The sequence below is a fragment of the Roseateles sp. GW821-FHT09H10 genome (genome assembly GCF_059415865.1).
Map to the genome: position 1 here is coordinate 277,512 of NZ_JBWKOB010000002.1, position 23,952 is coordinate 301,463.

The 23,952-nt window shown below is 68.5% G+C and carries 27 protein-coding genes; all 27 read right to left on the reverse strand.

Features of this window, described 5'->3' with window-relative positions:
• Window positions 1-6: 6 nt before the first annotated feature.
• Window positions 7-447 (reverse strand): excinuclease ATPase subunit, encoded by a 441-nt coding sequence (locus AC07OY_RS09135; protein ID WP_495042245.1) that lies wholly within the window; start codon window positions 445-447, stop codon window positions 7-9.
• A 60-nt stretch (window positions 448-507) separates the two neighbouring features.
• Window positions 508-927, reverse strand: coding sequence for a hypothetical protein (locus tag AC07OY_RS09140; RefSeq protein ID WP_495042246.1), 420 nt, complete (start codon window positions 925-927; stop codon window positions 508-510).
• A gap of 24 nt (window positions 928-951) precedes the next feature.
• Window positions 952-2,190: a beta-ketoacyl-ACP synthase gene (locus tag AC07OY_RS09145; RefSeq protein WP_495042247.1), complete on the reverse strand. Its 1,239-nt coding sequence runs from the start codon at window positions 2,188-2,190 to the stop codon at window positions 952-954.
• Window positions 2,191-2,314: 124 nt separating this feature from the next.
• The gene (locus tag AC07OY_RS09150) at window positions 2,315-3,040 is read right to left on the reverse strand and encodes a 3-ketoacyl-ACP reductase FabG2 (RefSeq protein WP_495042248.1); all 726 of its coding nucleotides are present in this window, start codon (window positions 3,038-3,040) and stop codon (window positions 2,315-2,317) included.
• Complete coding sequence (locus AC07OY_RS09155) at window positions 3,037-3,498, reverse strand: hotdog family protein (protein ID WP_495042249.1); 462 nt, start codon at window positions 3,496-3,498, stop codon at window positions 3,037-3,039. Before AC07OY_RS09155 ends, AC07OY_RS09150 begins: the two co-directional genes overlap by 4 nt.
• Complete coding sequence (locus tag AC07OY_RS09160; RefSeq protein WP_495042250.1) at window positions 3,491-4,660, reverse strand: beta-ketoacyl-ACP synthase; 1,170 nt, start codon at window positions 4,658-4,660, stop codon at window positions 3,491-3,493. Before AC07OY_RS09160 ends, AC07OY_RS09155 begins: the two co-directional genes overlap by 8 nt.
• Window positions 4,657-5,214, reverse strand: a complete 558-nt coding sequence (locus tag AC07OY_RS09165; protein ID WP_495042251.1) for a DUF3261 domain-containing protein — start codon at window positions 5,212-5,214, stop codon at window positions 4,657-4,659. Before AC07OY_RS09165 ends, AC07OY_RS09160 begins: the two co-directional genes overlap by 4 nt.
• Window positions 5,211-6,296, reverse strand: a complete 1,086-nt coding sequence (locus AC07OY_RS09170; RefSeq protein ID WP_495042252.1) for a class I SAM-dependent methyltransferase — start codon at window positions 6,294-6,296, stop codon at window positions 5,211-5,213. Before AC07OY_RS09170 ends, AC07OY_RS09165 begins: the two co-directional genes overlap by 4 nt.
• Window positions 6,289-8,577, reverse strand: a complete 2,289-nt coding sequence (locus AC07OY_RS09175) for an MMPL family transporter (protein WP_495042253.1) — start codon at window positions 8,575-8,577, stop codon at window positions 6,289-6,291. The genes AC07OY_RS09170 and AC07OY_RS09175 overlap by 8 nt, the downstream gene beginning before the upstream one ends.
• The gene (locus AC07OY_RS09180; protein WP_495042254.1) at window positions 8,574-9,164 is read right to left on the reverse strand and encodes an outer membrane lipoprotein carrier protein LolA; all 591 of its coding nucleotides are present in this window, start codon (window positions 9,162-9,164) and stop codon (window positions 8,574-8,576) included. The genes AC07OY_RS09175 and AC07OY_RS09180 overlap by 4 nt, the downstream gene beginning before the upstream one ends.
• Window positions 9,161-9,577, reverse strand: a complete 417-nt coding sequence (locus AC07OY_RS09185; protein WP_119038721.1) for an acyl-CoA thioesterase — start codon at window positions 9,575-9,577, stop codon at window positions 9,161-9,163. Before AC07OY_RS09185 ends, AC07OY_RS09180 begins: the two co-directional genes overlap by 4 nt.
• The gene (locus tag AC07OY_RS09190) at window positions 9,570-11,096 is read right to left on the reverse strand and encodes an HAL/PAL/TAL family ammonia-lyase (RefSeq protein ID WP_495042255.1); all 1,527 of its coding nucleotides are present in this window, start codon (window positions 11,094-11,096) and stop codon (window positions 9,570-9,572) included. The genes AC07OY_RS09185 and AC07OY_RS09190 overlap by 8 nt, the downstream gene beginning before the upstream one ends.
• Window positions 11,077-11,997: a lysophospholipid acyltransferase family protein gene (locus tag AC07OY_RS09195; protein ID WP_495042256.1), complete on the reverse strand. Its 921-nt coding sequence runs from the start codon at window positions 11,995-11,997 to the stop codon at window positions 11,077-11,079. Before AC07OY_RS09195 ends, AC07OY_RS09190 begins: the two co-directional genes overlap by 20 nt.
• Window positions 11,994-12,719, reverse strand: coding sequence for a glycosyltransferase family 2 protein (locus tag AC07OY_RS09200; protein ID WP_495042257.1), 726 nt, complete (start codon window positions 12,717-12,719; stop codon window positions 11,994-11,996). The genes AC07OY_RS09195 and AC07OY_RS09200 overlap by 4 nt, the downstream gene beginning before the upstream one ends.
• A 77-nt stretch (window positions 12,720-12,796) precedes the next feature.
• Window positions 12,797-14,464, reverse strand: a complete 1,668-nt coding sequence (locus AC07OY_RS09205; RefSeq protein WP_495042258.1) for an ApeI family dehydratase — start codon at window positions 14,462-14,464, stop codon at window positions 12,797-12,799.
• A 73-nt stretch (window positions 14,465-14,537) separates the two neighbouring features.
• Window positions 14,538-15,092 carry a COG4648 family protein gene (locus AC07OY_RS09210; RefSeq protein WP_495042259.1) on the reverse strand — a complete coding sequence of 185 codons (555 nt, stop codon included), beginning with the start codon at window positions 15,090-15,092 and terminating at the stop codon, window positions 14,538-14,540.
• Window positions 15,093-15,105: 13 nt separating this feature from the next.
• Complete coding sequence (locus tag AC07OY_RS09215) at window positions 15,106-15,399, reverse strand: acyl carrier protein (protein WP_495042260.1); 294 nt, start codon at window positions 15,397-15,399, stop codon at window positions 15,106-15,108.
• Window positions 15,400-15,408: 9 nt separating this feature from the next.
• On the reverse strand, window positions 15,409-15,675 hold the full coding sequence (locus AC07OY_RS09220) for a phosphopantetheine-binding protein (protein ID WP_119038735.1): 267 nt from the start codon (window positions 15,673-15,675) through the stop codon (window positions 15,409-15,411).
• Entirely contained in the window at window positions 15,605-16,477 is an 873-nt protein-coding gene (locus tag AC07OY_RS09225) for a lysophospholipid acyltransferase family protein (RefSeq protein ID WP_495042261.1), read from the reverse strand. The genes AC07OY_RS09220 and AC07OY_RS09225 overlap by 71 nt, the downstream gene beginning before the upstream one ends.
• Complete coding sequence (locus AC07OY_RS09230) at window positions 16,470-17,183, reverse strand: beta-ketoacyl synthase chain length factor (protein WP_495042262.1); 714 nt, start codon at window positions 17,181-17,183, stop codon at window positions 16,470-16,472. The genes AC07OY_RS09225 and AC07OY_RS09230 overlap by 8 nt, the downstream gene beginning before the upstream one ends.
• Before the next feature lie 104 nt (window positions 17,184-17,287).
• On the reverse strand, window positions 17,288-18,406 hold the full coding sequence (locus tag AC07OY_RS09235) for a SpoIIE family protein phosphatase (protein WP_495042263.1): 1,119 nt from the start codon (window positions 18,404-18,406) through the stop codon (window positions 17,288-17,290).
• Window positions 18,407-18,427: 21 nt separating this feature from the next.
• On the reverse strand, window positions 18,428-18,841 hold the full coding sequence (locus tag AC07OY_RS09240) for a F0F1 ATP synthase subunit epsilon (protein ID WP_495042264.1): 414 nt from the start codon (window positions 18,839-18,841) through the stop codon (window positions 18,428-18,430).
• 67 nt (window positions 18,842-18,908) lie between these two features.
• Window positions 18,909-20,321: a F0F1 ATP synthase subunit beta gene (gene atpD / locus AC07OY_RS09245; RefSeq protein ID WP_495042265.1), complete on the reverse strand. Its 1,413-nt coding sequence runs from the start codon at window positions 20,319-20,321 to the stop codon at window positions 18,909-18,911.
• A gap of 39 nt (window positions 20,322-20,360) precedes the next feature.
• Window positions 20,361-21,233 (reverse strand): F0F1 ATP synthase subunit gamma, encoded by an 873-nt coding sequence (gene atpG / locus AC07OY_RS09250; protein ID WP_495042266.1) that lies wholly within the window; start codon window positions 21,231-21,233, stop codon window positions 20,361-20,363.
• 59 nt (window positions 21,234-21,292) lie between these two features.
• Window positions 21,293-22,846, reverse strand: a complete 1,554-nt coding sequence (atpA, locus tag AC07OY_RS09255; RefSeq protein WP_495042267.1) for a F0F1 ATP synthase subunit alpha — start codon at window positions 22,844-22,846, stop codon at window positions 21,293-21,295.
• 97 nt (window positions 22,847-22,943) lie between these two features.
• A complete protein-coding gene (locus tag AC07OY_RS09260; RefSeq protein ID WP_495042268.1) occupies window positions 22,944-23,477 on the reverse strand; it encodes a F0F1 ATP synthase subunit delta in 534 nt (177 codons plus the stop codon).
• The gene (locus tag AC07OY_RS09265) at window positions 23,478-23,948 is read right to left on the reverse strand and encodes a F0F1 ATP synthase subunit B (protein ID WP_495042269.1); all 471 of its coding nucleotides are present in this window, start codon (window positions 23,946-23,948) and stop codon (window positions 23,478-23,480) included.
• Between the last annotated feature and the right edge of the window lie 4 nt (window positions 23,949-23,952).

Sequence of the window (23,952 nt, forward strand, 5' to 3'; positions counted from 1 at the left end):
GATGGATCAGTCGGCGATCTTGGCGTAGGTGCCGCGCAGGGCCACGCCGATGATGATGGCGCCCGCATGGCATTCGAAGTTGGTCGCGTTCTGGTACTCGACCTTCTTGTAGTAGCTGACGATGTCGACGACAGCATTGGCGCCATGGCGCTTGGCGCTGTCCTGCAGATTGATCAGCGCCGTCAGCGCCGCCCATTTGCAGCCGAACTCGTCGCTCTTGCCGACGCCATTGGTCTTGGGGTTGCTGACGTCGGTCGCGAAGCGCTTGATGACCTTGGGCGTGTTCTGGCCGGCGAGATAGAACTTGAAATTCGGATCCAGCTTGCCCTTGGCCTCGGGCAGTTCCAGTACGTCGGACAGCGGGATGTGCAGCACGGTGTCGCGCGCAAAGGCGGATGCGCACGAGAGCGCCGCAACAGCGGCCAGGGCAACAAAACGAGACTTCATGGACCAGCTCCTTGGATGGGTTCAAGCCCCGGGCGCTGGACGCCCGGGACGGGTCGCACCTTACTTGATGCCGACCAGCGTGATCTCGCTGCTGATGTCGCTGCTCAGGTTGCGCAGCCACATGTTGTAGGTCGGGTGGATGCGCTGGGTGCTGGGGTTGAAGTTGAGGTTGTAGCTGCTGACGTAGCTGAGCTGGTAGGTGCTGTTGTCATACGCAACCTTGACCGTGGCCTCGTGCTTGCCCTGGCGGCTCTGCTTGAGAACCATCTCGCCGGGGGCATCGCTCTCCACCGTCCAGTTGCGGCGTGCAGCGGCGCGGATGAAGACCTCGTGCAGCTTGGCCTGGTTGATGTCGGGCTTGCCTTGCGTGCTGATGCGTTCGGGCATCAGCATGGGCTCGTCACGGGCGTATGCCGTGCCCAGGGCCAGGCCCAGGCTGGTGGCGACCAGGAGTTGCTTGAGGCGAATGGAAGAAATCATCTTGGGCTCCCTTGCTGAGTGATGTCAGAGACGACGCAGGATCAGCGACGTGTTGATGCCGCCGAAGGCGAAATTATTGGTCATGGCGTACTCGGTCTCGAGCTTGCGCCCGCCCCCCAGAACATAGTCGAGCTCGCCGCAGCGCGGGTCGACCTGGCGCAGGTTCAGCGTCGGCGCGAACCAGCCGGCCTTCATCATCTCCAGCGTCATCCAGGTCTCGAGCGCACCGCAGGCGCCCAGGGTGTGGCCCATATAGCTCTTCAGCGAAGAGATGGCCGTGCGGCTGCCCAGCACCGACTGCGTGGCCTGGCTCTCGGCCACGTCGCCCTGGTCGGTCGAGGTGCCGTGGGCATTCACATAGGGAATGGCTTCGGGCGGCAGACCGGCGTCCTCCAGGGACAGCCGCATGGCCTGGGCCATGGTGGCGGACTGCGGCTGCGTCACATGGGTGCCGTCGCAGTTGGTGCCGTAGCCGACGATCTCGCCGAGGATGTGGGCGCCGCGCGCCTTGGCGTGCTCGTACTCTTCCAGCACGAAGGTGCAGGCGCCCTCACCCAGCACCAGGCCGTCGCGATCCTTGTCGAAGGGGCGCGGCGTCAGGCGCGGCTGATCGTTGTAGTTGGTGCTGGTGGCGAACAGCGTGTCGAACACGGCCGCCTGCGTCGGGTCCAGCTCCTCGGCGCCACCGGCCAGCATGGCGACCTGCTTGCCGCTCTGCACGGCCTCGTAGGCATAGCCCAGGCCCTGGCTGCCCGAGGTGCAGGCGCTGCTGGTCGTGATGATGCGGCCGGTGATGCCGAAGAACACCGCGATGTTGACGGTCGCCGTGTGCGACATCATCTTCACGTAGGTGTTGGCGTTGATGCCCTCGATGCTCTTGGCGCTCATCATGCGGCCGAAGTCGCCGACGGCGCTGGGCGTGCCGCTGGAGCTGCCGAAGCTCACGCCGAGCTTGCCGCTGGTCACCAGCGGGTCGCCGATGAGGCCGGCCTGCTGCAGGGCCAGCTCGGCCGAGCGTGTCGCCATCTGGGCCACGCGGCCCATGCTGCGCATGCTCTTGCGGTTGTAGCGGTCGGCCGGCAGCTCGAAGGGCGCGCAGGGCACGCCCACCTGGGTGTTGAGGCCTTCGTAGTCGGCCCACTCCGTCATGCGCTGGACCTTGTTGGTCTCGGCGCGCAGGCTGTCCAGCACCGTCTCGACGTCATGGCCCAGCGGCGACAGCGCCCCGATGCCCGTGATCACCACGCGTTTTCTTGTACTCATCCCACCATTCCCCCATTCACAGATATCACCTGCCTGAACGCCAACCCCTCGCCCGCCGGGTACGTCGGCCGATCCCCCGAGGGGATGCGAGCCGGCTTGGGGCGGCCCGGCGCTCGGCTCGCGCTCATCCCACCATCCCGCCGTTGACCGAGATCACCTGTCTGGTGATGTAGGCCGCGTCCTCGCCCATCAGGAAGCTCACCACGGCCGCAACCTCTTCGGGCCGGCCGACGCGTTTGGCCGGGATGATCTTCAGGGCCTCCTCGACCAGCGTCGGGTCGACCATGTCCGTTTCTATCAGGCCTGGCGCCACGCAGTTGACAGTGATCTTGCGGCTGGCCAGTTCGACGGCCAGCGCCTTGGTCGCGCCGATGATGCCGGCCTTGGCCGCGCTGTAGTTGACCTGGCCACGATTGCCCATGATCCCCGACACCGAGGCCAGCGTGACGATGCGGCCTGCCGCCTTGCGACGCACCAGCGGCATGGTCAGCGGCTGCAGCACGTTGTAGAAGGCGTCGAGGTTGGTGTGGATGACGGCATCCCAGTCCTCGCCGCTCAGCGCCGGGAAGGCGCCGTCGCGGGCGATGCCGGCATTGCAGACGATGCCGTAATAGCAGCCATGGGCCTCGACATCGGCCAGCAGCGCAGCAGCACTGGCCTCGCGGTCGGCCACGTCGAACTGCAGCACACGGGCGTTGCGGCCCAGGGCCGTGATCTCGGCCGCGGCGGCCTCGGCCTGCTCACGCTGATTGCGGCAATGCAGGACGATGTCGTAGCCATCTTTGGCCAGCCGCAGCGCAATCGCGCGGCCGATGCCCCGGCTCGACCCGGTGACAAGCACCGTACTCATACATCTTCTCCATTCAAAAAGGCGCTCGGATCCTTGGGACCGAACACCGTCAATTGCGCACTGGCCAGTTCCACGCCGTCTGCGTGGATGCGGCACTCGAACTGGCCCAGGCCGTTGTCGGCCTGGTAGCCGCGCTCGATATCGACCTGCAGGCGCTGGCCCGCTTCAAAACGCGCCACCTTGCAGCGGTAGCGCCGCGTGCCCAGCAGCAGGCCGATGCGCGGCGCTTCGCCGAGCTGGCGCGACTGCCAGCCGGCCCAGGCGGCGACGGCCTGGGCCATGTATTCGATGCCCACCCAGGCGCCCACGCCACCGTCGTGGCTGAACAGGCCGTCGGCCGGCACCACCACCTCGGCGCTCAGGCGCTCGCCTTCGACGGCGATGAGGCGGTCGAGCAGGCTCATCGGGCCGTCATGCGGCACGAGTTCGAGGATGGGCGGCAGGGTCGCTTCAGACATGGCTCAACACCAGGGACGCGTTGTTGCCGCCAAAGGCAAAGGAATTGCTCATCACATGGCGCGGCGCCTCGGGCAGGCGGCGGCCGGGTGTGACCAGGGCAATGGGCGGCAGCTCGGCGTCGCGCTGGCCGTCGAAGTGATGCACGGGCAGGCGGCCGTCGCCGGCCACCGTCAGCCAGGCGATGGCGGCCTCGAGGGCACCGGCCGCGCCCAGGGCATGGCCGGTCAGCGGCTTGGTCGACGAGCAGGGCAGGCCCAGGCCGAAGAGCTCGGCCACGGCGCGGCTCTCCATGGCGTCGTTCTGCGGCGTGGCGGTGCCGTGCAGGTTCAGATAGCCGATGTCGGCCGGCGTCAGGCCGGCGCGCTGCAGCGCTTCACGCATGGCGGCCAGGGCGCCGCGGCCGCTGGGTTCGGGCGCCGAGATGTGGTGGGCGTCGGAGCTTTCGCCCCAGCCCGACAGCCGCACTTGCGACGGCTCCTCGCTCAGCAGGAACAGGGCCGCACCCTCGCCGATGTTGATGCCGCTGCGCGTTGCGCTCATCGGCCGGCAACGGTGGGGGTCGACGGAATCCAGGGCCGTGAAGCCGGCCACCGTCATGCCGCACAGCGCGTCCACGCCGCCGACCAGCACGGCGTCGCACAGGCCGGCCTTGAGCAGGCGCGCGCCGCTGGCCAGGGCCTTGGCGCCCGAGGAGCAGGCGGTGGAGATGACATAGCTCGGGCCACCCAGGCCCAGCAGCTGGCTCAGCATCAGGGCTGGCGAACCCAGCTCCTGCTGCTCGACATGGAAGCCCTCGGGCAGCTTGCCGTCGCGGGCCTGGGCGGAGATGGCCGCCTCGCTCTCGCCGACACCCGAGGTGCTGGTGCCCAGCACGACGCCGATGCGATCGGCGCCATGACGGGCGATCGCTCCGTCCACTTGAGGGCGGATCTGCGCCAGCGCGGACAGCAGCAGGGCGTTGTTGCGGCTGCGCTGTTGCAGCGGCAGAGGCTCGACCGACGGCAGCTCGCCGCGCACCGCGCCCAGATGCAGCTCATGGCCCGGCCAGACCGAGGCATTCAGGGCCACGCCGCCGGGCGCATCGGCAAAGATCGCGTCGCGCAGGGCCGCCAGGTCCTGGCCGGCCGCGCAGATGACGCCGGGGGGCTGCAGATAGATCACGCGCCCTCCTGGGGTTGGGATTCGATCAGCAAGCGATAGCCCTCGGCCCGGTTGACGATCTCGACGATGTTGGCGCCCTGGCGCTGCAAGACCAGCCGGGCTTGCCCGCCTTGCTGCAGCTCCTGGGCCGTGGCGGTCTGCGTCCAGGCCCAGCCGGCGGGCAGGACCGCGCTCACGGCCTCGGCCGGCCAGAAGGTCAGGCAGAGGTCGCGCAGCATCCGGTCGGTGTCCACCTCGCGCGGCAGCATGGCGTGGCGCTGCACGTTCAGGTCCTTGCCATCCCATTGCATCAGCAGCACGCGCTGGCCGAAGGCAAAGCCGGCCAGCAGCAGGCCCGAGGCATCCAGCTGCAATTGCACCTCGACGCGCTGGGGCGGTGCGTCGGGCTGATCCAGGCGCGTGACCGACAGGCGCTGGTTCAGCGCGAAGCGCGCAGCACCCAGCGCCGCCGGTGGCAGGCGCAGCGGCGGCAGCTCGCTCGGCGGTGGCGGCGTGGCGCAGCCCGCCAGCAGCACGGCGCTGACCAGCAGCAGGGATCGGCGCGGAAGCTTCATGCGCGGGCGAACCTCAGCAGGCTGTGGCAATAGCCGATGCCGTCGCGCACCGTCAGCAGGCGCAGGCCGGCAGCTTCGGCCAGGCGGATGTAGTCGGCGCTCTCGTAGACCTTGCTGTTGCCGCTGGCCATGGCCGTGAAGTAGGGCGAGGTGTTGATGAGGCAATAGGCCGCGATGTCGTAGCGCTGGCGGTCCCAGAAGGTGTCCATGACCAGCACCTGGCCGCCCTCGGCCAGGCAGGCCGCCACGCGGCTGAAGATGCTGCCGATCTCGGCCTCGCCGAAGCAGCTCAGGAACTGGCTCATCCACACCAGGTCCATGCCCGTGGGCAGCACCGCATCCGGGTCGAGCAGGTTGCGCGCATGCAGCTGGGCGCGCTCGCGCTGGCCGTCGGCCACGAGATTCTTCTCGGCCACGGCCAGCTGCTGCGGCAGGTCCACCAGGTTGAGCTCGACGTTGGCGTCGTAGTTCAGCGCGGCGCGCGTGAACTTGCCGGTGTTGGCGCCAATGTCCATCAAGCGCTTGGGCGCGGTGGCGAACACGTCGGGCAGGATGTCGGGGAAGGAGGTGTCCGAGTAGTGGTGGTCGAAGGCGAACCAGCTCGACTTGGCCGGCTCCGGCAGCTCGGACAGCACCGGGTAGATGCTGGGCCAGTCGCCCTGGCCACTCAGGTGGGCCAGACCCAGCGGCTTGCCTTCGTCCAGCGACCGCTCCAGCTCGAACAGGCCCTGGTAGCAGACGTCGTGGATGAAGTCGAAGTTGACGCGCGTGATGTCGTCGGAGATGAGGCAGAAGCCCGTCTTGTCGAGCTGCCAGCGCCCGCCCTCGATCAGCACGACACCGGCCGACAAACAGGACTCCAGCACCAGCTTCAGCGCATAACGGCTCCAGCGGCCGGTGGCCTCGAGTTCGTCCAGCGTGATGCCGCGCTCGCCGGCGTCGCCCAGGGCTTCGAGGATGCCGCGCTTCCAGGCGTAGTGAACGCAGTGGAAGACGACCGGACCGAAGGCGATCTTCTGGGCCTCGAAGCGGGCATCGAAGGCGCGCTGCTTGGGCGGGGAGAACTTCTTGGTCTCAAGCATGGGGTGGCAGGAAGAGTGGGGTGAGCAGCCAGGCGAGGAAGACGCCGAGGAGCAGGGTCAGGCCAAAGGCCTGGAGGGCAGGCGTGCCGGACAGGGCCAGCAAACCAAAGGACAACAGGGTGGACGCGGCGGCCAGCGTCACCGACAGGAAAGGCCTGACCTCATCGCGGCCGGGCTGTTCGAGCAGGAATATGCCGTAGTCCACCCCCAGGCCCAACAGGATGAGCAGGGGCAGGATGTGAAACAGCTGCAAGGTCTGGCCGGCAATTGCAAGCAGGGCCACCGTCAGCACACAGGCCAGGGCCGTGGGCGCCAGCGCGCGCCAGGCGGCGCGGCCGAAGCGCCAGGCCAGAGCGGCCCAGGTCAGCAGGAAGCCGATCACCAGCACGCCGGACATCAGCTGGCGGTAGCGTCCCAGCAGGGTGCTGACCTCGCCGACCTTGTCGACCCAGGTCACGCCGTCGAGCCTGAGCGCCGCCAATGCCGCGCGAGCCTCGGCCGATTCGGCACCGCGCAGCAGCACGACGCTGGCCATGCCCTCGCCCAGGCGGCCCAGCCATTGGGCACGCACGGGTTCGCTGGCGGGGCTGGCCAGCCAGGCCTCGGGGGCGAGCGGCGCCGAAGCGGCGGCGGCGGGCGCGACCGGCTGGCCCAGCTTGTCGGCCAACACGGGCCGCATTTCAGTGGCGCGGCGCGTGGTCAGCTCGCCGTCCTCGCGCTGGCGCTTCAGCGAGGGCAGCCAGTCGCTGACGGCCTGGGCGCCGAGCTTCATGCCGCGCAGACGGCCCGTCAGCGCTTCCTCGTTCTCCAGCAACTGTTGCGCGTCACGCCCCTGCACGACGAAGAACTGGGCCAGGCCCGGCGCCTGCATCAATCGCGCGAACTCGCGCTGCTGGGCAATGAGGGCCGCCGGCGCGGACTGCAGCTGGCGGATGTCGTCATCCACGCGCAGCCGGCTCGCACCCCAGGCCACTAGCGCGGCGGACACGAGCAGCAGCACGGCCAGGCCGCGCCCTTTCAGGCTGGGCCACAGCGCACGACGCGAACCCAGCCATTCGGCAAAGCGCGTCGGCGCCATGCGGCCGGCACCGTCCAGCAGCGGGAACCACCACAGCACGGTGACAAAGGCCGCCACCAGGCCGACGGCCGAGAACACCGCGATCTGGCGCAGGCCCGGAAAGGGCGGCAGGGCCAGCAAGGCATAGCCGATGACGGTGGTTGCCATGGCCAGGCTGACGATGGGGATCTGGCGCTTCAGCATGGCCCAGCGCTCACTTGCCGCCAGGCCCTGGCGGGCGCTGAAGTAGTTGCTGCCGTAGTTCTCGGCCACGCCCAGCAGGCTGGCGCCGAAGATCAGGGTGACGAGATGCAGCTCGCCAAACACCAGCAGGCTGACCGAGGCGGCGACGCACAGGCCGACCGCCATCGACAGCGCGACCAGCAGGCGCGGCCGGAGGGAGCGGAAGGCCAGCAGCGTCAGCGCGACGATGCCGACGAGAGACCCGAGGCCGATGGTGTGGATCTCGCGCTCGGCCTGCTCGGCGGCGGCAGCGGCGAACAGCGGCACGCCGGCACGGATGACGCGGGCGCCCTGCCCTTCGGCCGCCTGCGTAGCGGCGTCCAGGCGCGGCAGCAGGGCGCGCTGGGCGCTGATCTCGAAGCCCGAGCCGGCAAGGTCGACCAGCACCAAGGCGTAGTGACGCTCCGGCGCGTCGGGGTCGGTCAGCATCAGCCGGCCGTCCTGCACGCGCACGCGGCTGCTCTGGCTGCGCTCGGCCAGCCACTGGCCGAAGAGATTGAGCGGGTCGTCGCCCCAGGCGCCTACGCGCGGGCCGCCAACGGGCTGGTAGAGGGCGGCCAGGGCCTGGTCGGCGAGTTCTTCGGTCGGCGCCTGGGCCAGGCGCTCGCGCGATTGCGGCGACAGCAGGCCGGCGCGCACGGGTGCGTAAAGCGTCAGCCAGGCTTGGCTGTCGGCATCGGCAACGCGGTGGCGTGCCGGAATGTCGCCCAGGGCTTTCAGGAAGGCATCGGCCGCGCGCTGGGCTTGATCTTTCTCGCCGCCACCGATCAGCACCGTGATGCGGCGCGCGCCGGCCTCGGCCAGGGCTTGCGTCGCCTGGGCCGCCAGCGGGCGCTGCTCGTCACGCGGCAGCATGGCCAGCATGTCGGTCACCGGGGCGCCCTTGTGCACGCCCCAGTACCAGGCGTTGTGGGCCAGGCAGGCGAGCACGACCACGAGCCAGACGGCCGCGAGGCGCCGGGTCGTGCGTTCGAGACTCACTGGAACAGGCCCGGCTCGGCGGCGCCGTCGCTGCGCTGGTTGGCGAGCTGGATCAGGCTCTCGTCGCCATTGGCCTCGAAGAGCTGGATGCGGCGCACGAAGCCGTCGCCTTCCAGCTCGACCTTCTTCAGCACCTGCTGCAGCGCGCCGGGCTTCGGGCTCAGGGCGAGCTGCCAGCCGGCGCCCTTGGTCGTGCCGCTCAGCTCGAACAGCTCGGCCAGGCCGCTGACGTCGCCATTGAGCAGGGCAAACATCAGCGTGTTGATGACGCGCACGGCCGGCTCGCGGGAAGCGTCCAGCTTCATCGCCGTCTGGCCGCCCTGGGTGGCACGGATCTCGTTCTGCGTCAGGCGCAGCTCGCTGGCAAAGGGCTTGAGCGTGCGCCACAGCACGCCGCGGCCACGCGCGGCGACGAAGTTGCCGGTCGACACCAGCGGCTTGGCGAAGCCGGGCACCTTCTTGCTCTGCGTGAAGTCGCCGCGCAGCCATTCGGGCTGCTGCAGGCGTTCGCGCACGGCTTGGGCGAGATTGGGCTCGGCCACCGCCAAGGCAGGCAGCAGGCTCAATAGCAGAGCGCGGCGCTTCATGCGGGACCCACCCCGAGCTTCTGCCACAGCACCGGCGGGCAGACGTACTCCATCTCGCGCGTGGCGATGTTGAGCGCCACCTGGATGGTGTGGGCCTTGTGGATGACCTTGGCCGTCACCGCATCACGGATGACGTAGTCGACCTTGATGCGGTTCTCCCATTCGACGATCTCGGCGCGCACGATGACGCGCCGGCCATAGGGCAGCATGTCCACGTACTTGAGCCGCATGTCGACGATGGGCCAGGCATAGCCCGACTCGCGCATCTGCGGGTAGTCGTAGTCGAAGCGGGCCATCAGCGCATTGCGGGCCAGCTCCAGGTACTTCACATAGTGCCCGTGCCAGACGATGTCCATCGGGTCCAGGTCATGAAAGGCCGGACTGATCTCGATCTCGTGCCAGAGCTCAGGCATACAGGTCCCAGGCTTGGCCACGGATGCCGTCGATGAGCGCGACCAGTTCCTTGTCCAGGGCGCGGTCCTCGTTGATCAGCGGCAGGCGCCCGGCCAGGTCGCCCTGCATGCCGGCGAGTGCGGGCGTCAGGGCCAGCGGCGCCTGGCGTTCGCGCAGGGCCAGGCCTTGGCGGGCGGCGATCAGCATGCCGGCCACGACCTGCTCGGTCAGGTCCAGCACCCGCAGCGCATCGCGGGCCGCGATGGTGCCCATGCTGACCTTGTCCTGGTTGTGGCATTCGGTGCTGCGGCTGAAGACCGAGGCCGGCATGGTCTGCTTGAGTGCCTCGGCCGTCCACGCCGAGACGCTGATCTGCAGCGCCTTCAGGCCGTGGTTGATGGGGGCACGCTCGCCGCTGGCACCGCTCAGATTGGCCGGCAGGCCATGGTTGTAGCGGGCGTCCACCAGCAGGGCCAATTGGCGGTCCAGCAGGTCGGCCACGTTGGCCACGGCCGTCTTCAGCGTGTCCATGGCCATGGCGATATGGCCGCCATAGAAATGGCCGCCGTGCAGCACGCGTTCTTCCACCGGGTCGATCAGCGGGTTGTCGTTGGCGCTGTTGAGCTCGTTCTCGATCAGCTGGCGCAGCCAGGGCAGCGAATCTTCCAGCACGCCGATGACATGGGGAGCGCAGCGCAGCGAGTAGCGGTCCTGCAGGCGTTGCTCGTTGCGCGAGGGCTTGTCGCTGGCGAGGTCGGCGCGCAGGCGCTCGGCCACGCGCTGCTGGCCGGCATGGGGCTTGGCGGCGAACAGGGTCGCGTCGAAATGGTGGGCATTGCCGGCGCTGGCGACGACATTCATGGCCGTGATGCGCGTGGCCAGCTTGGCGAGGTAGTCGGCGCGGGCGAAGGCCAGGCAGGCCAGGCCGGTCATGACCGCCGTGCCGTTCATGATGGCCAGGCCTTCCTTGGGCCGCAGGCGCAACGGCGTGGCACCCACGGCGCGCAGGGCGTCCGCAGCAGGCAGCGTCTCGCCATTGACCTTCACCTCGCGCTCGCCGCAGAGCACGGCGGCGAGATAGGACAGCGGCGTCAGGTCGCCACTCGCGCCGACCGAGCCTTCGCTGGGGATCAGCGGCAGGATGTCGTGCTGGAGCAGGGTCTCGATCTGGCGCAGCAGGTCCAGGCTGACACCCGACAGACCCTGGCACAGCGAGGCCAGGCGCGCGCCCAGCACGGCGCGGGTCTGCTCGGGCGTCAACAGCGCGCCGGCGCCGATGCCGTGATAGGTGTAGAGGTGATGGGGCAGGTCGGGCACCAGGGCCGGCGGCACGGCCACCGTGCAGGAGTCGCCATAGCCGGTGGTGACGCCGTAGACGACGCCATCCTCGGCCAGCAGGCGGGCGACGAAGTCGGCACCGGCCTGGATGCGGGCCTGGAACTCGGGCTCGCGGCCCAGCTCGGCGCTGGCCTGGCGGCGGGCCAGGGCGACGATGTCCTCGATGGCGAGGCGCTGGCCGTCAAACGTGATGGGTTGCATCGGGGCGGTCCCAGAAAGCGTAGAAGTTGAACCAGTCATAGGGCGAACGGCGCAGTCGCGCAGCCAGCGCATCGGCAAAGCGGCGGGCATGCTCGGTGAGCGCCTCCTCGCGGGCGCGGCGCGGCAGGTGGACGCGGTCGGCCAGCAGCTCGAACTCGAGCGAATAGCCCTCGCCCTCGTGCAGGCTGAGCATCAGATAGAGGGGGCAACCGAGCAGGCCGGCGATCAGATAGGGGCCGACCGGGAAATCGGCCTCGGCGCCGAGGAAGGGGATGCGCACCGTCTTGCTGCCGCGCACCGGCACGCGGTCTCCGGCGATGGCCAGGAACTCGCCGGCCGCGACGCGTTCGGCGAGCTTGAGCGTCAGGCCCATGTCGAGCTCGCTGACCTCGATGAGCTCGACGCCGCGCTGTGGGTTCAGGCGCGCCAGGATGCGGTTGAAGCTCTCGGCATGCTTGGTATGCACCAGCACATTGACCTTGAGCTCGGGATGGGTCTCGGCCAGCGCCTGGCAGAGCTCCAGGCAGCCGGTGTGAGCCGTCACCAGCACGGCGCCTTGGCCCCTCTGCGCCTGGGCATGCACGGCGTCGGTGCCGCGCGTCTGCACGCGGGCCAGCGGGTAGCGGCCGGCGATGGCCAGCAGCTTGTCCAGCATGGTCTCGGCGAACAGGCGCACATGGGCCAGGCCCTCGCGCCAGCCGGCCGAGGGCTGCATGCGGCGCAGATAGCCCAGGCTGTGCGCGCGCAGGCTGGCGTTGGTCAGCCAATAGACCGCCACGATGGGCCAAAGCAGCACGCGGAACACGGCGCGGCCGAGCAGGCGATGCACGAAGAAGAGCAGCCAGATGCCGGCGACGAAGGTGTTCTCGCCGATGGAGGCCCAGTGGCGCGCGGGCTTCATGCCGACAGCTTTCGCCACAGCAGCAGCGGCGCGCGCAGCAACATGCCGAAGAAGAGGCGGGTGTGCATGGCCGAGATCAGCACGTTGTCGCGCCAGACGCGGAAGTGCGAGACGCCGTCCTCGGGATAGCGCACCCGCGTCGGCATGTTGCGCACGCGCATGCCCGACCACACCAGGCGCACGGCGATCTCGGTGTCGAAGTCCATGCGGCGGCCGATGTAGTAGCGCTCCAGGCAGCGCAGCGTGGCGGCCAGCGGATAGATGCGCAGGCCGCACATCGAGTCCTTGATCTCGAAGCTCAGCGTGTTGATCCAGACCCAGATGTGGGTGGCATAGCGGCCGTAGAGGCGCGCCTTGGGCACGCTGTCGTCGTAGACCGGGTAGCCGCAGATCAGCTTGGCGGGTTCGGCGACCGCGGCGGCGGCGAAGGCCGGCACATCACGGGTGTCGTGCTGGCCGTCGGCATCGATCTGCAGCACATGGGTCCAGCCCAGGGCCGCGGCGCGGTGCATGCCGGCCATGACGGCACCGCCCTTGCCCTGGTTGACGGCCAGGCGCTCCAGGAACACCTCGGGCTGGCGGGCCAGCTCGTCCTGCACCGCCGCGCAGCCGGGCTCGCTGGCGTCGTCCACCAGCAGCACCGGCAGGCCATGGGCCCGCAGGGCCGCGACGACGCCGCCCAGCGGGCCGCCGTGGTTGTAGACCGGGATGACCGCACCCAAGGTGATTGAAGCACCCTTCGCGCTGCGCGCTGTCCCGCCGAGCGGGAGCTGAGCCTCTACGGGCGGCCGGGCGAGGCTCATGGCGTCGTGAACAGCAGGCGCCCGCTGGCGTGCTGGCCGAGGTCGGAGTGGTAGCGGAAGCCCAGCTTGCCGGGCGCCCAGCTCAGGCTCAGCGTGACGTGGCGCTGCGGCGTGATGACGCGCTGGAACTTCAGCGCCTCCATGCCGGCGAATTCACCGGCGATGCCGAAGCGTTCACGGCCGAACATCTCGGCCCATTCCAGCTGCACGACACCGGCCAGGATGGGGTGGTCGGTGAAGTGGCCCTCGAACTGCGGCAGAGCCGGGTCGATGAAGAGGGTCAGGTCCTGGCCGGCCTCGGTGGGCTCGATGGCGCGCAGCGCCGGCCGGCGCGCGTCGAATTCGGCCAGCAGGCGGGCCTGGGTGGACTTGCCTTGCGTGTTGACCGGCAGCTCGGGCAGGAAGCGGAAGCGCCGCGGCAGGGCCACGCGCTCGATGACATCGGCGAGGCCGGCGCGGAGCGCTTCCGCCAGGGCACGCTTGCCTTGCTCATCGTGCAGCCGCCAGCCGGCAGCGCTGGGCACGGCGACAACGCCCAGCTGCTCGCGCGGCTCGGTCAGCGTCACGAGGCGCAGGTCGGCGATCAGCGGCGAGGCGCGCAGCGCGGCTTCCACGGCCGTCAGCGAGACGCGCTTCTCGGCGATCTTGACGATGCGGTCGGCGCGGCCGCGCAGCTCGAAGCCACCGTCGACGGCCACGGCGCGGTCGGCGCTGGCCATCCAGCCGGACTCGTCGAGATGCGGCGAGCGCAGCCACAGGCCGTCGTCCTCGATGCGCCATTCGACGCCCGGCAGGGCCTGCCAATGCACAGGCGCGCCGGGGTTGCGCTGACGCCAGGCGACACCGCCGGTCTCGCTGCTGCCATAGACCTCGATGGGCGCCCGGCCGAAGACGCGCAGGCAGTCGGGCAGGGCGGCGTCCGGCAGCGGCGCGCCGGAGCTGAAGAGCTGGTCCACCGCAACGTTCTCGACGAGGGGCAAACGGCTCAAATGAGCGGGGCTGGCGATCAGGATGGCGCGGGCGCCGGGCGGCGTCAGCTCGGCCAGATCTTCCAGCACGACCAGGCTGTGCGCCTGCAGCGCGCGACCCGTGGCCAGCGGCCACAGCACGCGGAACAGCAGGCCGTAGACATGCTGGTGGGACACGCTGGCCAGCACGGTGGCGCCGGGGGCGATGGCGCCAAACGTCTGTTCCTGCGCGCTGATCTCGTCGAAGAGCTGGCGCAGACGCTTGGGCAGGGCCTGGGGCTCGCCGGTCGAACCCGAGGTGAAGACGACGAGTTGCTGGGCCTCGGGGTCCAGCGGGCGGCCGGCGACGGCCGGTGCCGCCGCGGGCTCGACAAGTTTCAGTTCGGCCGGCGGTGGCACATCGCCGGCAAAGCCATCCACGCGCGAGGCCAGGGCCTGGCGGCTGGCCGGCGTCAGGTCGCCTGGCAGCCAGGCCTGCTTGCCGGCCTGCCAGAGGCCGAACAGCGCGGCGGCGAAGCTGAGGCTGTCCTGGAAATAAAGGGCGAAGCGCTGGCCGGGATGGGCCGCGAAGGCGGCTTGCCAGCGGCCGGCCTGCTGGATGAACTCGGCGCCGGCGACCGGCTCGCGGCGGCGCCAGCCCACGACAGCGGGCGGCGGCAGCGTCAGCAGCGAGACCAGGCGCTCGGCAGGTGTCATTGGTGCACCCTTCGGCCCGCGGCCTGTCCCGCCAAGCGGGAGCGAGCTTGCTTGGGGCGGCCCGGCGCGGCGCTCATGCCTGCAGCCTCGCGTAGCGGGCGCGCAGATGGCGGCGCAGCAGCCACTCGCCGCCCATCAGCGTGCCGATGAGGATATAGGCGATGAGGCCGTTGTAGAGCGCCCAGGTCTTCTCGGAGGCCCACAGCGCCGTGGCCAGCGCGATGCCGCCGTTGAGCACGAAGAAGCCGCACCAGACCTGGGTTACGCGGCGGGTGTAGGCCACGCCGCGGGCATCGAGCTCGGGCTCCTGCAGGCGGGCGATGCGCTCGGCGATGGTCGGCCCGCGCACCAGGCTCAGGCCGAAGACGATGAGCAGCACGGCGTTGACGAGGACGGGATAGAGCTTGAGCGGCACGCTGGTGTTGAGCAGGGCCGTGCTGGCGGCGAGCAGCACGGCCGCGAGCGCGACCCAGCGGGCCTGCACGACCTGGGCACCGCCGGCCAGCCAGCGCAGGCCACCCAGCACCAGCAGCAGCAGGGCCAGGTAGCGGGGCTCGACATGCCCCAGGCTGAAATAGACGATCAGCGGATACGCGGCCGTCAGGGCCAGCACCAGGGCCCAGCGCATCGCGTTCCCCGGATCAGGCGGTGGCCGCCGCCGGCTTGTCGCCGACTTCAGCGTCCACGGCATCGGCCTTCAGCAGGCCCTGCAGCGCGTCGATGACATCCTGCACGGTGCGCACGGCCTTGAAGGCCTCGGGCTGCAGGCGCTTGCCCACCAGCGGCTTGAGCTTCACGATCAGGTCGACGGCATCGATGCTGTCGATGTCGAGGTCGTCATAGAGCTTGGCCTGGGGCGCGATGCGGTCGGCCTCGATGTCGAAGGTCTCGACGAGGATGCTGCGCAGGCGATCAAAGATTTCTTGGTCGGTCATGACGGCACCTCACGCGGCGATCTTGCGGTGGCTGGCAACAAACTCCGCCAGCGCACGGATGCTGGCGAAATGCCGGCGGGTTTCTGCGGAATCGGCAGCCATGCTCAGGCCATAACGCTTCTGCAGCGCGAGGCCCAGTTCCAGCGCGTCGATGGAGTCCAGGCCCAGGCCTTCGACGAACAGCGGCTGTTCGGCGTCGATGTCCTCAGGCTTGAGGTCCTCGAGTTGGAGTGCCGAGATCAGCAGTTCCTTGATTTCTTGTTCCAGCGCTTGCATGACTCCCCTTCGTGACGGTTTTCGGTGGCCTTGTAGGCTCAGAGAAAAACTGGATCAGGCTTTCCGTCAGGCGCCTGGCTGCCCGCCCATGTTCACCGCCGGCCGCCTCCAGAACGGGGGCGGATGGCAGGTCGTCGCCGACCTCGATGATGAAACGCAGCGGGCGTTTGGCGACGGTCCACCAGGGCTGCCCCTTGTACAGACCGAGCGGCTCGCATTGGATTCGCACCGGCGTGATGTCGAGTCCGCCGCGCAAGGCGATCTGCGCCGCGCCGCGCTGCATCTTCAGGGCCTGCCCGGGCCGCGACCGCGTGCCTTCGGGAAAGATGATCAGGTTGCTGCCCGCTGCCAGCGTATCGGTACAGGCCAGCAACAAATCAGACCCGGGATTGTTGCAGATGTAGCCTGTTGCACGCACCGGCCCCCTCGTACAGGGGTGGGTGGCAAGCGTGGACTTGACCACGCAACTGGCGTTGGGAATGAGGCCGATCAGGAAAGCGACGTCGATCAGCGTCGGGTGATTGGCCAGCACAAGCAGGCCGCGGCGTTGCAGTTTTTCAACACCGTGCACCTCGTAACGGATCAGGCCCAGCAGGCGCATGAAGGCTATGAAGAGGCGGAACACGGCCTGCACGACGGTTCGGGCGGCCTGTTGGCGGCGAGCCGCGTCGCGCCAGATCAGGGCCTGCAGCGGGAAGACGGCGAGCCAGAGCAGCAGGCCGCCGATGCCGAAACAGACAAAGGACAGGCCGGTGGCAAAGATGCGCCACAACCGGCCCGGCCAGTGCAGCAGCTCAGCCATGCCGGCTCCACAGCCAGCCCGCTTGCCGCCATTCGGGCGCCTGGCCGGCCAGGAAGCGCAGCGTCGCCAGGTCCGGCGGCAGCTCGGTGGCATCGACGGCCTTGCCCGGTGCCACAGCCTGCAGGCTCGGGCCGGTCTCGGCCGCTTCCAGCAGCACGGCCCAGGCGCGCAGCGGGCCGGGATGGGGTTCAAAGCCCTGGTAGGGCTCGGGCAGCTGGGATTCGACGGAAACCACCAGCACCTGCTTCTCGCCCTGGGCCAGCAGGCCGACGGCCTCGCAGATGCCAGCGGCGGCACTGGCCGGCCCCGCGGAGATGGCCGAGTAGTTGGCGGTGTCGCCCCGGGCGATGGAGTAGACGGCGCTGCTGGCGTTGTGCACGGACAGGCTGAAGGCCGTGGGCGACAGCGGCTCGCCCTGGCTCAATTGGCGCAGCAGGGCCACCGAGCGCGCGATCTCGCCCCAGCGCGAGGCGAACACCACCGCTCCGGTCGGCTCGGCGCCCTGCACCCACCAGGCCACCTGCAGGGCGGCACGCCCCAGGGGGTCGATGCGCCGGCGCGTCATGGCCGGCACTTCGGCCAGCGGCGCGACGCCCTCAGCCGCGGGCAGCGGCCAGACGGGGGCGGCCAGCCAGGCAACCCAGGATTCCTGCGTCTCCAGGCCGGGCGCCCAGGCGGCCCAGCGGCGAACTCGGAAATGGGTCATGGAAGCGGGGCCGGCGTGGTGCAGTCAGGGGAAGCCGCGGATTATCCGCAGCCCGCCCACCGCCAAGTGGAGTGAACAGTCCATATGCCATGGACAGCTTGCCGTCAGCTTGGAAACTCGGCTTGCAGCAGCAGGAAGTCGTCGTCCAGGCGGGTGCACTCCGCCATGCGGCGCAGGTGCACGAAAGCCTGCTCCGCGGCGTTGCCGCCGGCCGGTGGCAGGCAGGCCAGCAGGGCCTCGAGGTCGTCCAGCGTCAGGCAGCGGCCGCTGCGATCCATGAACTCGAAGGCGCCCTTGTTGAAGAGGTGGAGGCGGCTCCCGGGCGGGACGACCAGGCTGTCCTCGCTGAACTCGGTGCCGGGCAGCAGTCCGATGGGCGGGTTGAGGGCGTCCAGGCGCAGCATCTCGCCGTCGGGCACGCGCAGCAGGGCGGCGTGCTGGCCGGCGCAGGCATGGCGGAGCTGGCGGGTCGCAGGGTCGTAGACGGCGGCCCAGGCCGTGAAGAACAGGCCGACGTGGGCGCCCTGGCGCCAGCGCTCGTGCAGCTGCCGGAAGAGCTGGGCCGGCCCTTCGATGTCGCCGGCCTCCTGCAATTCCTGCAGCACGCGGGCGGCGTGGCGGGCGACATGCTCGGCGGGCCCGCAGACGTCGATGAGGATGAGCGCGAGGCGATCACCGCTCAGCGGCAGCACGGCGAAGCCGGCGCCGCGCGGCGGTTCGGCGGCGCGGTAGCAGGCCTCGGTACGGACTGGACCCTTGGTCAGCGGCGCGGGCAGCCAAGCGGCCACCGTCTGGTAGTGCTCGGCGTCCTGGTAGGCGGCACGCACCAGGCCGTCGGGCGACAGGAAGTCGTGGCGGAACAGGTGCTGGCCGACGGCCAGCGTGCCGCCGGGCGCCAGATAGGCGCTGCCCGTGACGCGGTGGCCGTTGATGAAGCTGCCGTTGGTGGAGTTGAAGTCGGTGATCTTCAGCGCCGCCCGGCCGGGCAGGATCTGCACGCGGCAGTGCAGGGCCGACACCTGCAGCTCCGGCAGCACGAGGTCGGCGGCGGTGCGGCGGCCCAGCACCAGGGGCTTGGCATCCAGCTCGATGCGGCGGCCGGGCTGCTGGCCCTCGAGCACCACCAGGCTGTGCCGCCACTCGTTCAGCGTGACGACGTCAGAAACACCAAACGCGGCCGGGGCCGCGCTCAGTGGGGGGTTGGCGAGCGTCTGCTCGTCCATGGGGTTCCGCGAGGCGGCGCCTTACTTCTTCAGGAACTTGCGCAGCGCGGCGATCTGGGCGGCCTGGACTGCCAGCTCGCTCCTGATGACGGCCTGGTCAAGTTCGCTCTTGGCGTTCTTGAGTGCTTCCTCGGCCTGCTTCTTGGCCTCGGTGGCCTTGGCTTCGTCGAGGTCCTTGCCGCGGATGGCGGTGTCGGCCAGCACGGTCACGCGGTTCGGCTGCACTTCGAGGATGCCGCCGGCGACGAAGACGAACTCTTCGCTGCCATCGGCCAGCTCGATGCGCACGGCGCCCGGCTTGATGCGGGTGATCAGCGGCGTGTGCTTGGGCAGGATGCCGAGCTCGCCACTTTCGCCCGGCAGGGCGACGAACTTGGCCTCGCCGGAGAAGATCTGCTCTTCGGCGGAGACCACGTCGACGTGGAGGGTTGCCATATCAATCGTCCTGGGCTTGAGGGTTGGGAAAATTCAGTGAAGCAACGGGGCCGAGGCCCCGCCGGCTTTACTGGATCTTCTTCGCCTTCTCGAAGGCTTCGTCAATCGTGCCGACCATGTAGAAGGCCTGCTCGGGCAGCGAGTCGCACTCGCCGTTGACGATCATCTTGAAGCCGCGGATGGTTTCCTTCAGCGGCACGTACTTGCCCGGGGTGCCCGTGAACACTTCGGCGACGTGGAAGGGCTGCGACAGGAAGCGCTGGATCTTGCGGGCGCGAGCGACCGACAGCTTGTCTTCCGGCGACAGTTCGTCCATGCCCAGGATGGCGATGATGTCGCGCAGTTCCTTGTAGCGCTGCAGCACCTGCTGCACGGCACGGGTCGTCGTGTAGTGCTCTTCGCCGACGACGTTGGGGTCGATCTGGCGGCTGGTCGAGTCCAGCGGGTCCACGGCGGGGTAGATGCCCAGCGAAGCGATGTCACGCGACAGCACGACGGTGGCGTCCAAGTGGGCGAAGGTCGTGGCGGGCGACGGGTCGGTCAGGTCGTCCGCAGGGACGTAGACGGCCTGGATGGACGTGATCGAGCCGACCTTGGTCGACGTGATGCGCTCTTGCAGGCGGCCCATTTCCTCGGCCAGCGTCGGCTGGTAGCCCACGGCGGAAGGCATGCGGCCCAGCAGAGCGGACACTTCCGTGCCGGCCAGCGTGTAGCGGTAGATGTTGTCCACGAAGAACAGCACGTCCTTGCCTTCGTCGCGGAACGACTCGGCGATGGTCAGGCCGGTCAGGGCGACGCGCAGACGGTTGCCCGGGGGCTCGTTCATCTGGCCGTAGACCATGGCGACCTTGGAGTCTTCGAGCTTCTCCTGCACGACGACGCCGGAGTCCGACATCTCGTGATAGAAGTCGTTGCCCTCACGGGTGCGCTCACCCACGCCGGCGAACACGGACAGACCGCTGTGCGCCTTGGCGATGTTGTTGATGAGCTCCATCATGTTCACGGTCTTGCCGACGCCGGCGCCACCGAACAGACCCACCTTGCCGCCCTTGGCGAACGGGCAGATCAGGTCGATCACCTTGATGCCGGTTTCCAGCAGGTCCTGCGACGGGCTCAGCTCGTCGTAGGCCGGGGCGGCGCGGTGGATGGAGGCGGTCAGCGTCGAAGCGACAGGGCCGCGCTCGTCGATGGGGTTGCCCAGCACGTCCATGATGCGGCCGAGGGTGGCCTTGCCGACCGGCACCTGGATGGTGTCGCCGGTGTTGTAGACCTCGGTGCCGCGGCGCAGGCCGTCGGACGAACCCAGCGCAATGGTGCGGACCACGCCGTCGCCCAGCTGCTGCTGGACTTCCAGCGTCAGAGCGGCGCCTTCCATCTTCAGGGCGTCGTAGACCTTGGGCATCTTGTCGCGCGGGAATTCCACGTCCACGACGGCGCCAATGCACTGAACGATCTTGCCGACTGCTTGAGTGTTAGACATTTGTGCGTTCCTTCAATTCAAATCTTTGCGTTCGGGCTATCAGCCCACCGCGGCCGCGCCGCTGACGATCTCGGAGAGTTCCTTGGTGATCGCAGCCTGGCGGGTCTTGTTGTAGACCAGCTTCAGCTCACCGATCAGCGTGCCGGCGTTGTCCGTCGCGGCCTTCATGGCCACCATGCGGGCGGACTGCTCGCTGGCCATGTTCTCGGCGACGGCCTGGAAGACCAGCGCTTCCGTGTAGCGCACCAGCAGGTCGTTGATGACCGTGGCGGCATCCGGCTCGTAGAGGTAGTCCCACGAGTGGCCGGCTTTGTCGGTGGCCATGTCGGCAGCCTTCAGCGGCAGCAGCTGGTGCACCTTCACCTCTTGCTTCATCGTGTTGATGAACTGCGTGTAGCAGAGGTAGACGGCGGACAGCTTGCCGGCGGCGTAGGCGTCGAGCAGCACCTTGACGGGGCCGATGAGGGCCTCGATGTGGGGCTGGTCGCCGAGCTGCGTGGCGTGAGCCACGACCTTGGCGCCGACGCGGTTCATGAAGCCCAGGCCCTTGCCACCGATGGCAACGACTTCGGACTTCTGGCCCGCCGCTTCCAGCTCGCGAAGCTTGGTGGTGGCGGCGCGCAGCAGGTTGGTGTTGAGACCACCGCACAGGCCCTTGTCCGTCGTGACGACGACCATGCCGACCGTCTTCGCTTCCTCGTTCTTGACGAGGAAGGGATGGCGGTACTCGGGGTTGGCCTTGGCCAGTTCGGCCGCGATGTTGCCGATCTTCTCAGCGTAGGGACGAGCCGACCGCATCCGCTCCTGCGCCTTGCGCATCTTGGACGCGGCGACCATTTCCATCGCCTTGGTGATCTTCTTGGTGTTCTCGACCGACTTGATCTTGCCGCGGATTTCTTTGCTTGAAGCCATTCGAACTCCTAGTTCAGTGCGGGGCTAGTTTTGAGGCTGGGCCCCGCGTGTTCCGTGGCTTAAGCGAAGGACTTCTTGAAGGAAGCGATCGCGGCGTTCAGTTCGGCTTCAGCGTCCTTGTCCATCGCCTTGTCGTTCTCCAGCTTGGTCAGCAGAGCGGTATGGCTGGTCTTCAGGAACTGGTGCAGGCCGTGTTCGAAGGCCAGGACCTTCTTCACTTCGATGCTGTCCATGAAGCCCTTGTTGGCGGCGTACAGCGAAGCAGCCATCAGCGAGATGGACAGCGGCGAGTACTGAGCCTGCTTCAGCAGTTCCGTCACGCGGGCACCGCGGTCCAGCTGCTTGCGGGTGGCTTCGTCCAGGTCGGAAGCGAACTGCGCGAAGGCAGCCAGCTCACGGTACTGGGCCAGGTCGGTACGGATACCGCCGGACAGCGACTTCACCAGCTTGGTCTGGGCAGCACCACCGACGCGCGACACCGAGATACCGGCGTTGATGGCGGGGCGGATACCGGCGTTGAACAGCGAGGTTTCCAGGAAGATCTGGCCGTCGGTGATCGAGATCACGTTGGTCGGCACGAAGGCGGACACGTCGCCGGCTTGCGTTTCGATGATGGGCAGGGCCGTCAGCGAACCGGTCTTGCCCTTGACTTCACCCTTGGTGAAGGCTTCGACGTAGTCGGCGTTCACGCGAGCGGCACGCTCCAGCAGGCGGCTGTGGAGATAGAACACGTCGCCGGGGAAGGCTTCGCGGCCCGGCGGGCGGCGCAGCAGCAGCGAGACCTGGCGGTAGGCCACGGCTTGCTTGGACAGGTCGTCATAGACGATCAGGGCGTCTTGGCCGCGGTCGCGGAAGTACTCGCCCATCGTGCAGCCGGAATAGGCCGACACGTATTGCATGGCGGCGGATTCCGAAGCCGAGGCAGCGACGACGATGGTGTATTCCATCGCGCCGGCCTGCTCCAGCGAGCGCACCACGTTCTTGATCGACGACGCCTTCTGGCCGATGGCGACGTAGACGCAGGTCATGTTCTGACCCTTCTGGTTGATGATCGCGTCGATGGCGACGGCGGTCTTGCCCGTCTGACGGTCACCAATGATCAGTTCGCGCTGGCCGCGGCCGACGGGAACCATGGAGTCGATGGACTTCAGGCCGGTCTGCACGGGTTGGTCAACGCTCTTGCGCGCGATCACGCCCGGGGCGACCTTCTCGATGACGTCGGTCATCTTGGCGTTGATCGGGCCCTTGCCGTCGATGGGCTGACCCAGCGCGTTCACGACGCGGCCGATCAGCTCGGGGCCGACCGGCACTTCCAGGATGCGGCCCGTGCACTTCACGGTGTCGCCTTCCGAGACGTGCTCGTAGGCACCCAGAATCACGGCGCCGACGGAGTCGCGCTCGAGGTTCAGGGCCAGACCGAAGGTCTGCGTGCCGTCAGCGGTCGGCGGGAATTCGAGCATTTCGCCCTGCATCACGTCGGACAGGCCGTGGACGCGGACGATGCCGTCGGAAACGGACACGACGGTGCCCTGGTTGCGGATGTCCGTGCTGCCACCAAGACCCTCGATGCGGCTCTTGATCAGTTCGGAAATTTCAGCGGGATTCAGTTGCATGCTTGGTCTCCCAGTTGGCCGTTCCTTCGCCTGATCAAGGGCGGGGTCTGACGCGGGGTAAATCGGAATGTCTTGCGTGGCTATCAGCAGCTGCGGATCAGGCAGTCAGCGCGACCTTCATGCGCTCGAGGCGGGCCTTGACGGAGGTGTCCAGCACCTCGTCGCCGACGACGACGCGAACGCCGCCGATCAGGCTGGGCTCCAGCTGCACATGGGTGTCGAGCTTGCGGCCGAAGCGCTTTTCCAGCGAAGCCTTGAGTTCGGCGAGCTGAGCGTCGCTGATCTCGTAGGCGCTGAAGATCTGCGCGTCGGACACGCCCGAAGCGGCGTTGGCCAGCACGTGGTACTGGGCCACGATCTCGGGCAGCGCGGCCAGGCGGCCGTTTTCGACGACGGTCTGCAGGAAGTTCTGCACGCCAGCGGCCAGCGTCTGCTTGGTGGCCGCGGCGACAACCGCGACGACCTGCTCGGACTGGGCCTTGGGGTGATCGGCGAACTGGCGCAGATCGGCGTCCTGCGCCACCTGGGCCAGCGCGTCGAGTTGACGGCCCCAGGCGGCGAGGTCTTGCGACTTGGCAACCTGGAACAGGGCTTCGGCGTAGGGCCGGGCGATGGTGGCGAGTTCAGCCATTTACAGCTCCGTCTTCAGGCGAGCCAGCAGCTCGGCGTGGACGCCGGCGTTGACTTCCTTCTGCAGGATCTGCTCGGCACCCTTGACGGCCAGCGCAGCGACTTGCTCGCGCAGGACTTCGCGAGCGCGGGAAACCTGCTGCTCGGCGTCGGCCTTGGCGGCGGCCAGGATCTTGGCGCCTTCTTCTTCGGCCTTGCCCTTGGCGGCGTCGACGATGGCGGCGGCGCGCTTCTCGGCATCCGAGATCAGCTTGCCGGATTCGGCCTTGGTCGCAGCCAGTTCCTTGGCGATCTGCGCTTCGGCGCCGGCCAGTTCGGCCTTGGCCTTGTCGGCAGCGGACAGGCCAGCAGCGATCTTCGCGGCACGCTCGTCGAGCGCCTTGATGATCGGCGGCCACACATACTTCATCGTGAACCCGACCAGGATCAGGAACACGATCATCTGAACGATGAGCGACGCGTTAATAAACACGGTG

Coding starts and splice junctions, on each gene's coding strand:
- AC07OY_RS09135 (WP_495042245.1), bottom strand. CDS start 447: ATGAAGTCTCGTTTTGTTGCCCTGGCCGCTGTTGCGGCGCTCTCGTGC.
- AC07OY_RS09140 (WP_495042246.1), bottom strand. CDS start 927: ATGATTTCTTCCATTCGCCTCAAGCAACTCCTGGTCGCCACCAGCCTG.
- AC07OY_RS09145 (WP_495042247.1), bottom strand. CDS start 2,190: ATGAGTACAAGAAAACGCGTGGTGATCACGGGCATCGGGGCGCTGTCG.
- AC07OY_RS09150 (WP_495042248.1), bottom strand. CDS start 3,040: ATGAGTACGGTGCTTGTCACCGGGTCGAGCCGGGGCATCGGCCGCGCG.
- AC07OY_RS09155 (WP_495042249.1), bottom strand. CDS start 3,498: ATGTCTGAAGCGACCCTGCCGCCCATCCTCGAACTCGTGCCGCATGAC.
- AC07OY_RS09165 (WP_495042251.1), bottom strand. CDS start 5,214: ATGAAGCTTCCGCGCCGATCCCTGCTGCTGGTCAGCGCCGTGCTGCTG.
- AC07OY_RS09170 (WP_495042252.1), bottom strand. CDS start 6,296: ATGCTTGAGACCAAGAAGTTCTCCCCGCCCAAGCAGCGCGCCTTCGAT.
- AC07OY_RS09180 (WP_495042254.1), bottom strand. CDS start 9,164: ATGAAGCGCCGCGCTCTGCTATTGAGCCTGCTGCCTGCCTTGGCGGTG.
- AC07OY_RS09185 (WP_119038721.1), bottom strand. CDS start 9,577: ATGCCTGAGCTCTGGCACGAGATCGAGATCAGTCCGGCCTTTCATGAC.
- AC07OY_RS09190 (WP_495042255.1), bottom strand. CDS start 11,096: ATGCAACCCATCACGTTTGACGGCCAGCGCCTCGCCATCGAGGACATC.
- AC07OY_RS09195 (WP_495042256.1), bottom strand. CDS start 11,997: ATGAAGCCCGCGCGCCACTGGGCCTCCATCGGCGAGAACACCTTCGTC.
- AC07OY_RS09205 (WP_495042258.1), bottom strand. CDS start 14,464: ATGACACCTGCCGAGCGCCTGGTCTCGCTGCTGACGCTGCCGCCGCCC.
- AC07OY_RS09210 (WP_495042259.1), bottom strand. CDS start 15,092: ATGCGCTGGGCCCTGGTGCTGGCCCTGACGGCCGCGTATCCGCTGATC.
- AC07OY_RS09215 (WP_495042260.1), bottom strand. CDS start 15,399: ATGACCGACCAAGAAATCTTTGATCGCCTGCGCAGCATCCTCGTCGAG.
- AC07OY_RS09220 (WP_119038735.1), bottom strand. CDS start 15,675: ATGCAAGCGCTGGAACAAGAAATCAAGGAACTGCTGATCTCGGCACTC.
- AC07OY_RS09225 (WP_495042261.1), bottom strand. CDS start 16,477: ATGGCTGAGCTGCTGCACTGGCCGGGCCGGTTGTGGCGCATCTTTGCC.
- AC07OY_RS09230 (WP_495042262.1), bottom strand. CDS start 17,183: ATGACCCATTTCCGAGTTCGCCGCTGGGCCGCCTGGGCGCCCGGCCTG.
- AC07OY_RS09235 (WP_495042263.1), bottom strand. CDS start 18,406: ATGGACGAGCAGACGCTCGCCAACCCCCCACTGAGCGCGGCCCCGGCC.
- AC07OY_RS09240 (WP_495042264.1), bottom strand. CDS start 18,841: ATGGCAACCCTCCACGTCGACGTGGTCTCCGCCGAAGAGCAGATCTTC.
- atpD (WP_495042265.1), bottom strand. CDS start 20,321: ATGTCTAACACTCAAGCAGTCGGCAAGATCGTTCAGTGCATTGGCGCC.
- atpG (WP_495042266.1), bottom strand. CDS start 21,233: ATGGCTTCAAGCAAAGAAATCCGCGGCAAGATCAAGTCGGTCGAGAAC.
- atpA (WP_495042267.1), bottom strand. CDS start 22,846: ATGCAACTGAATCCCGCTGAAATTTCCGAACTGATCAAGAGCCGCATC.
- AC07OY_RS09260 (WP_495042268.1), bottom strand. CDS start 23,477: ATGGCTGAACTCGCCACCATCGCCCGGCCCTACGCCGAAGCCCTGTTC.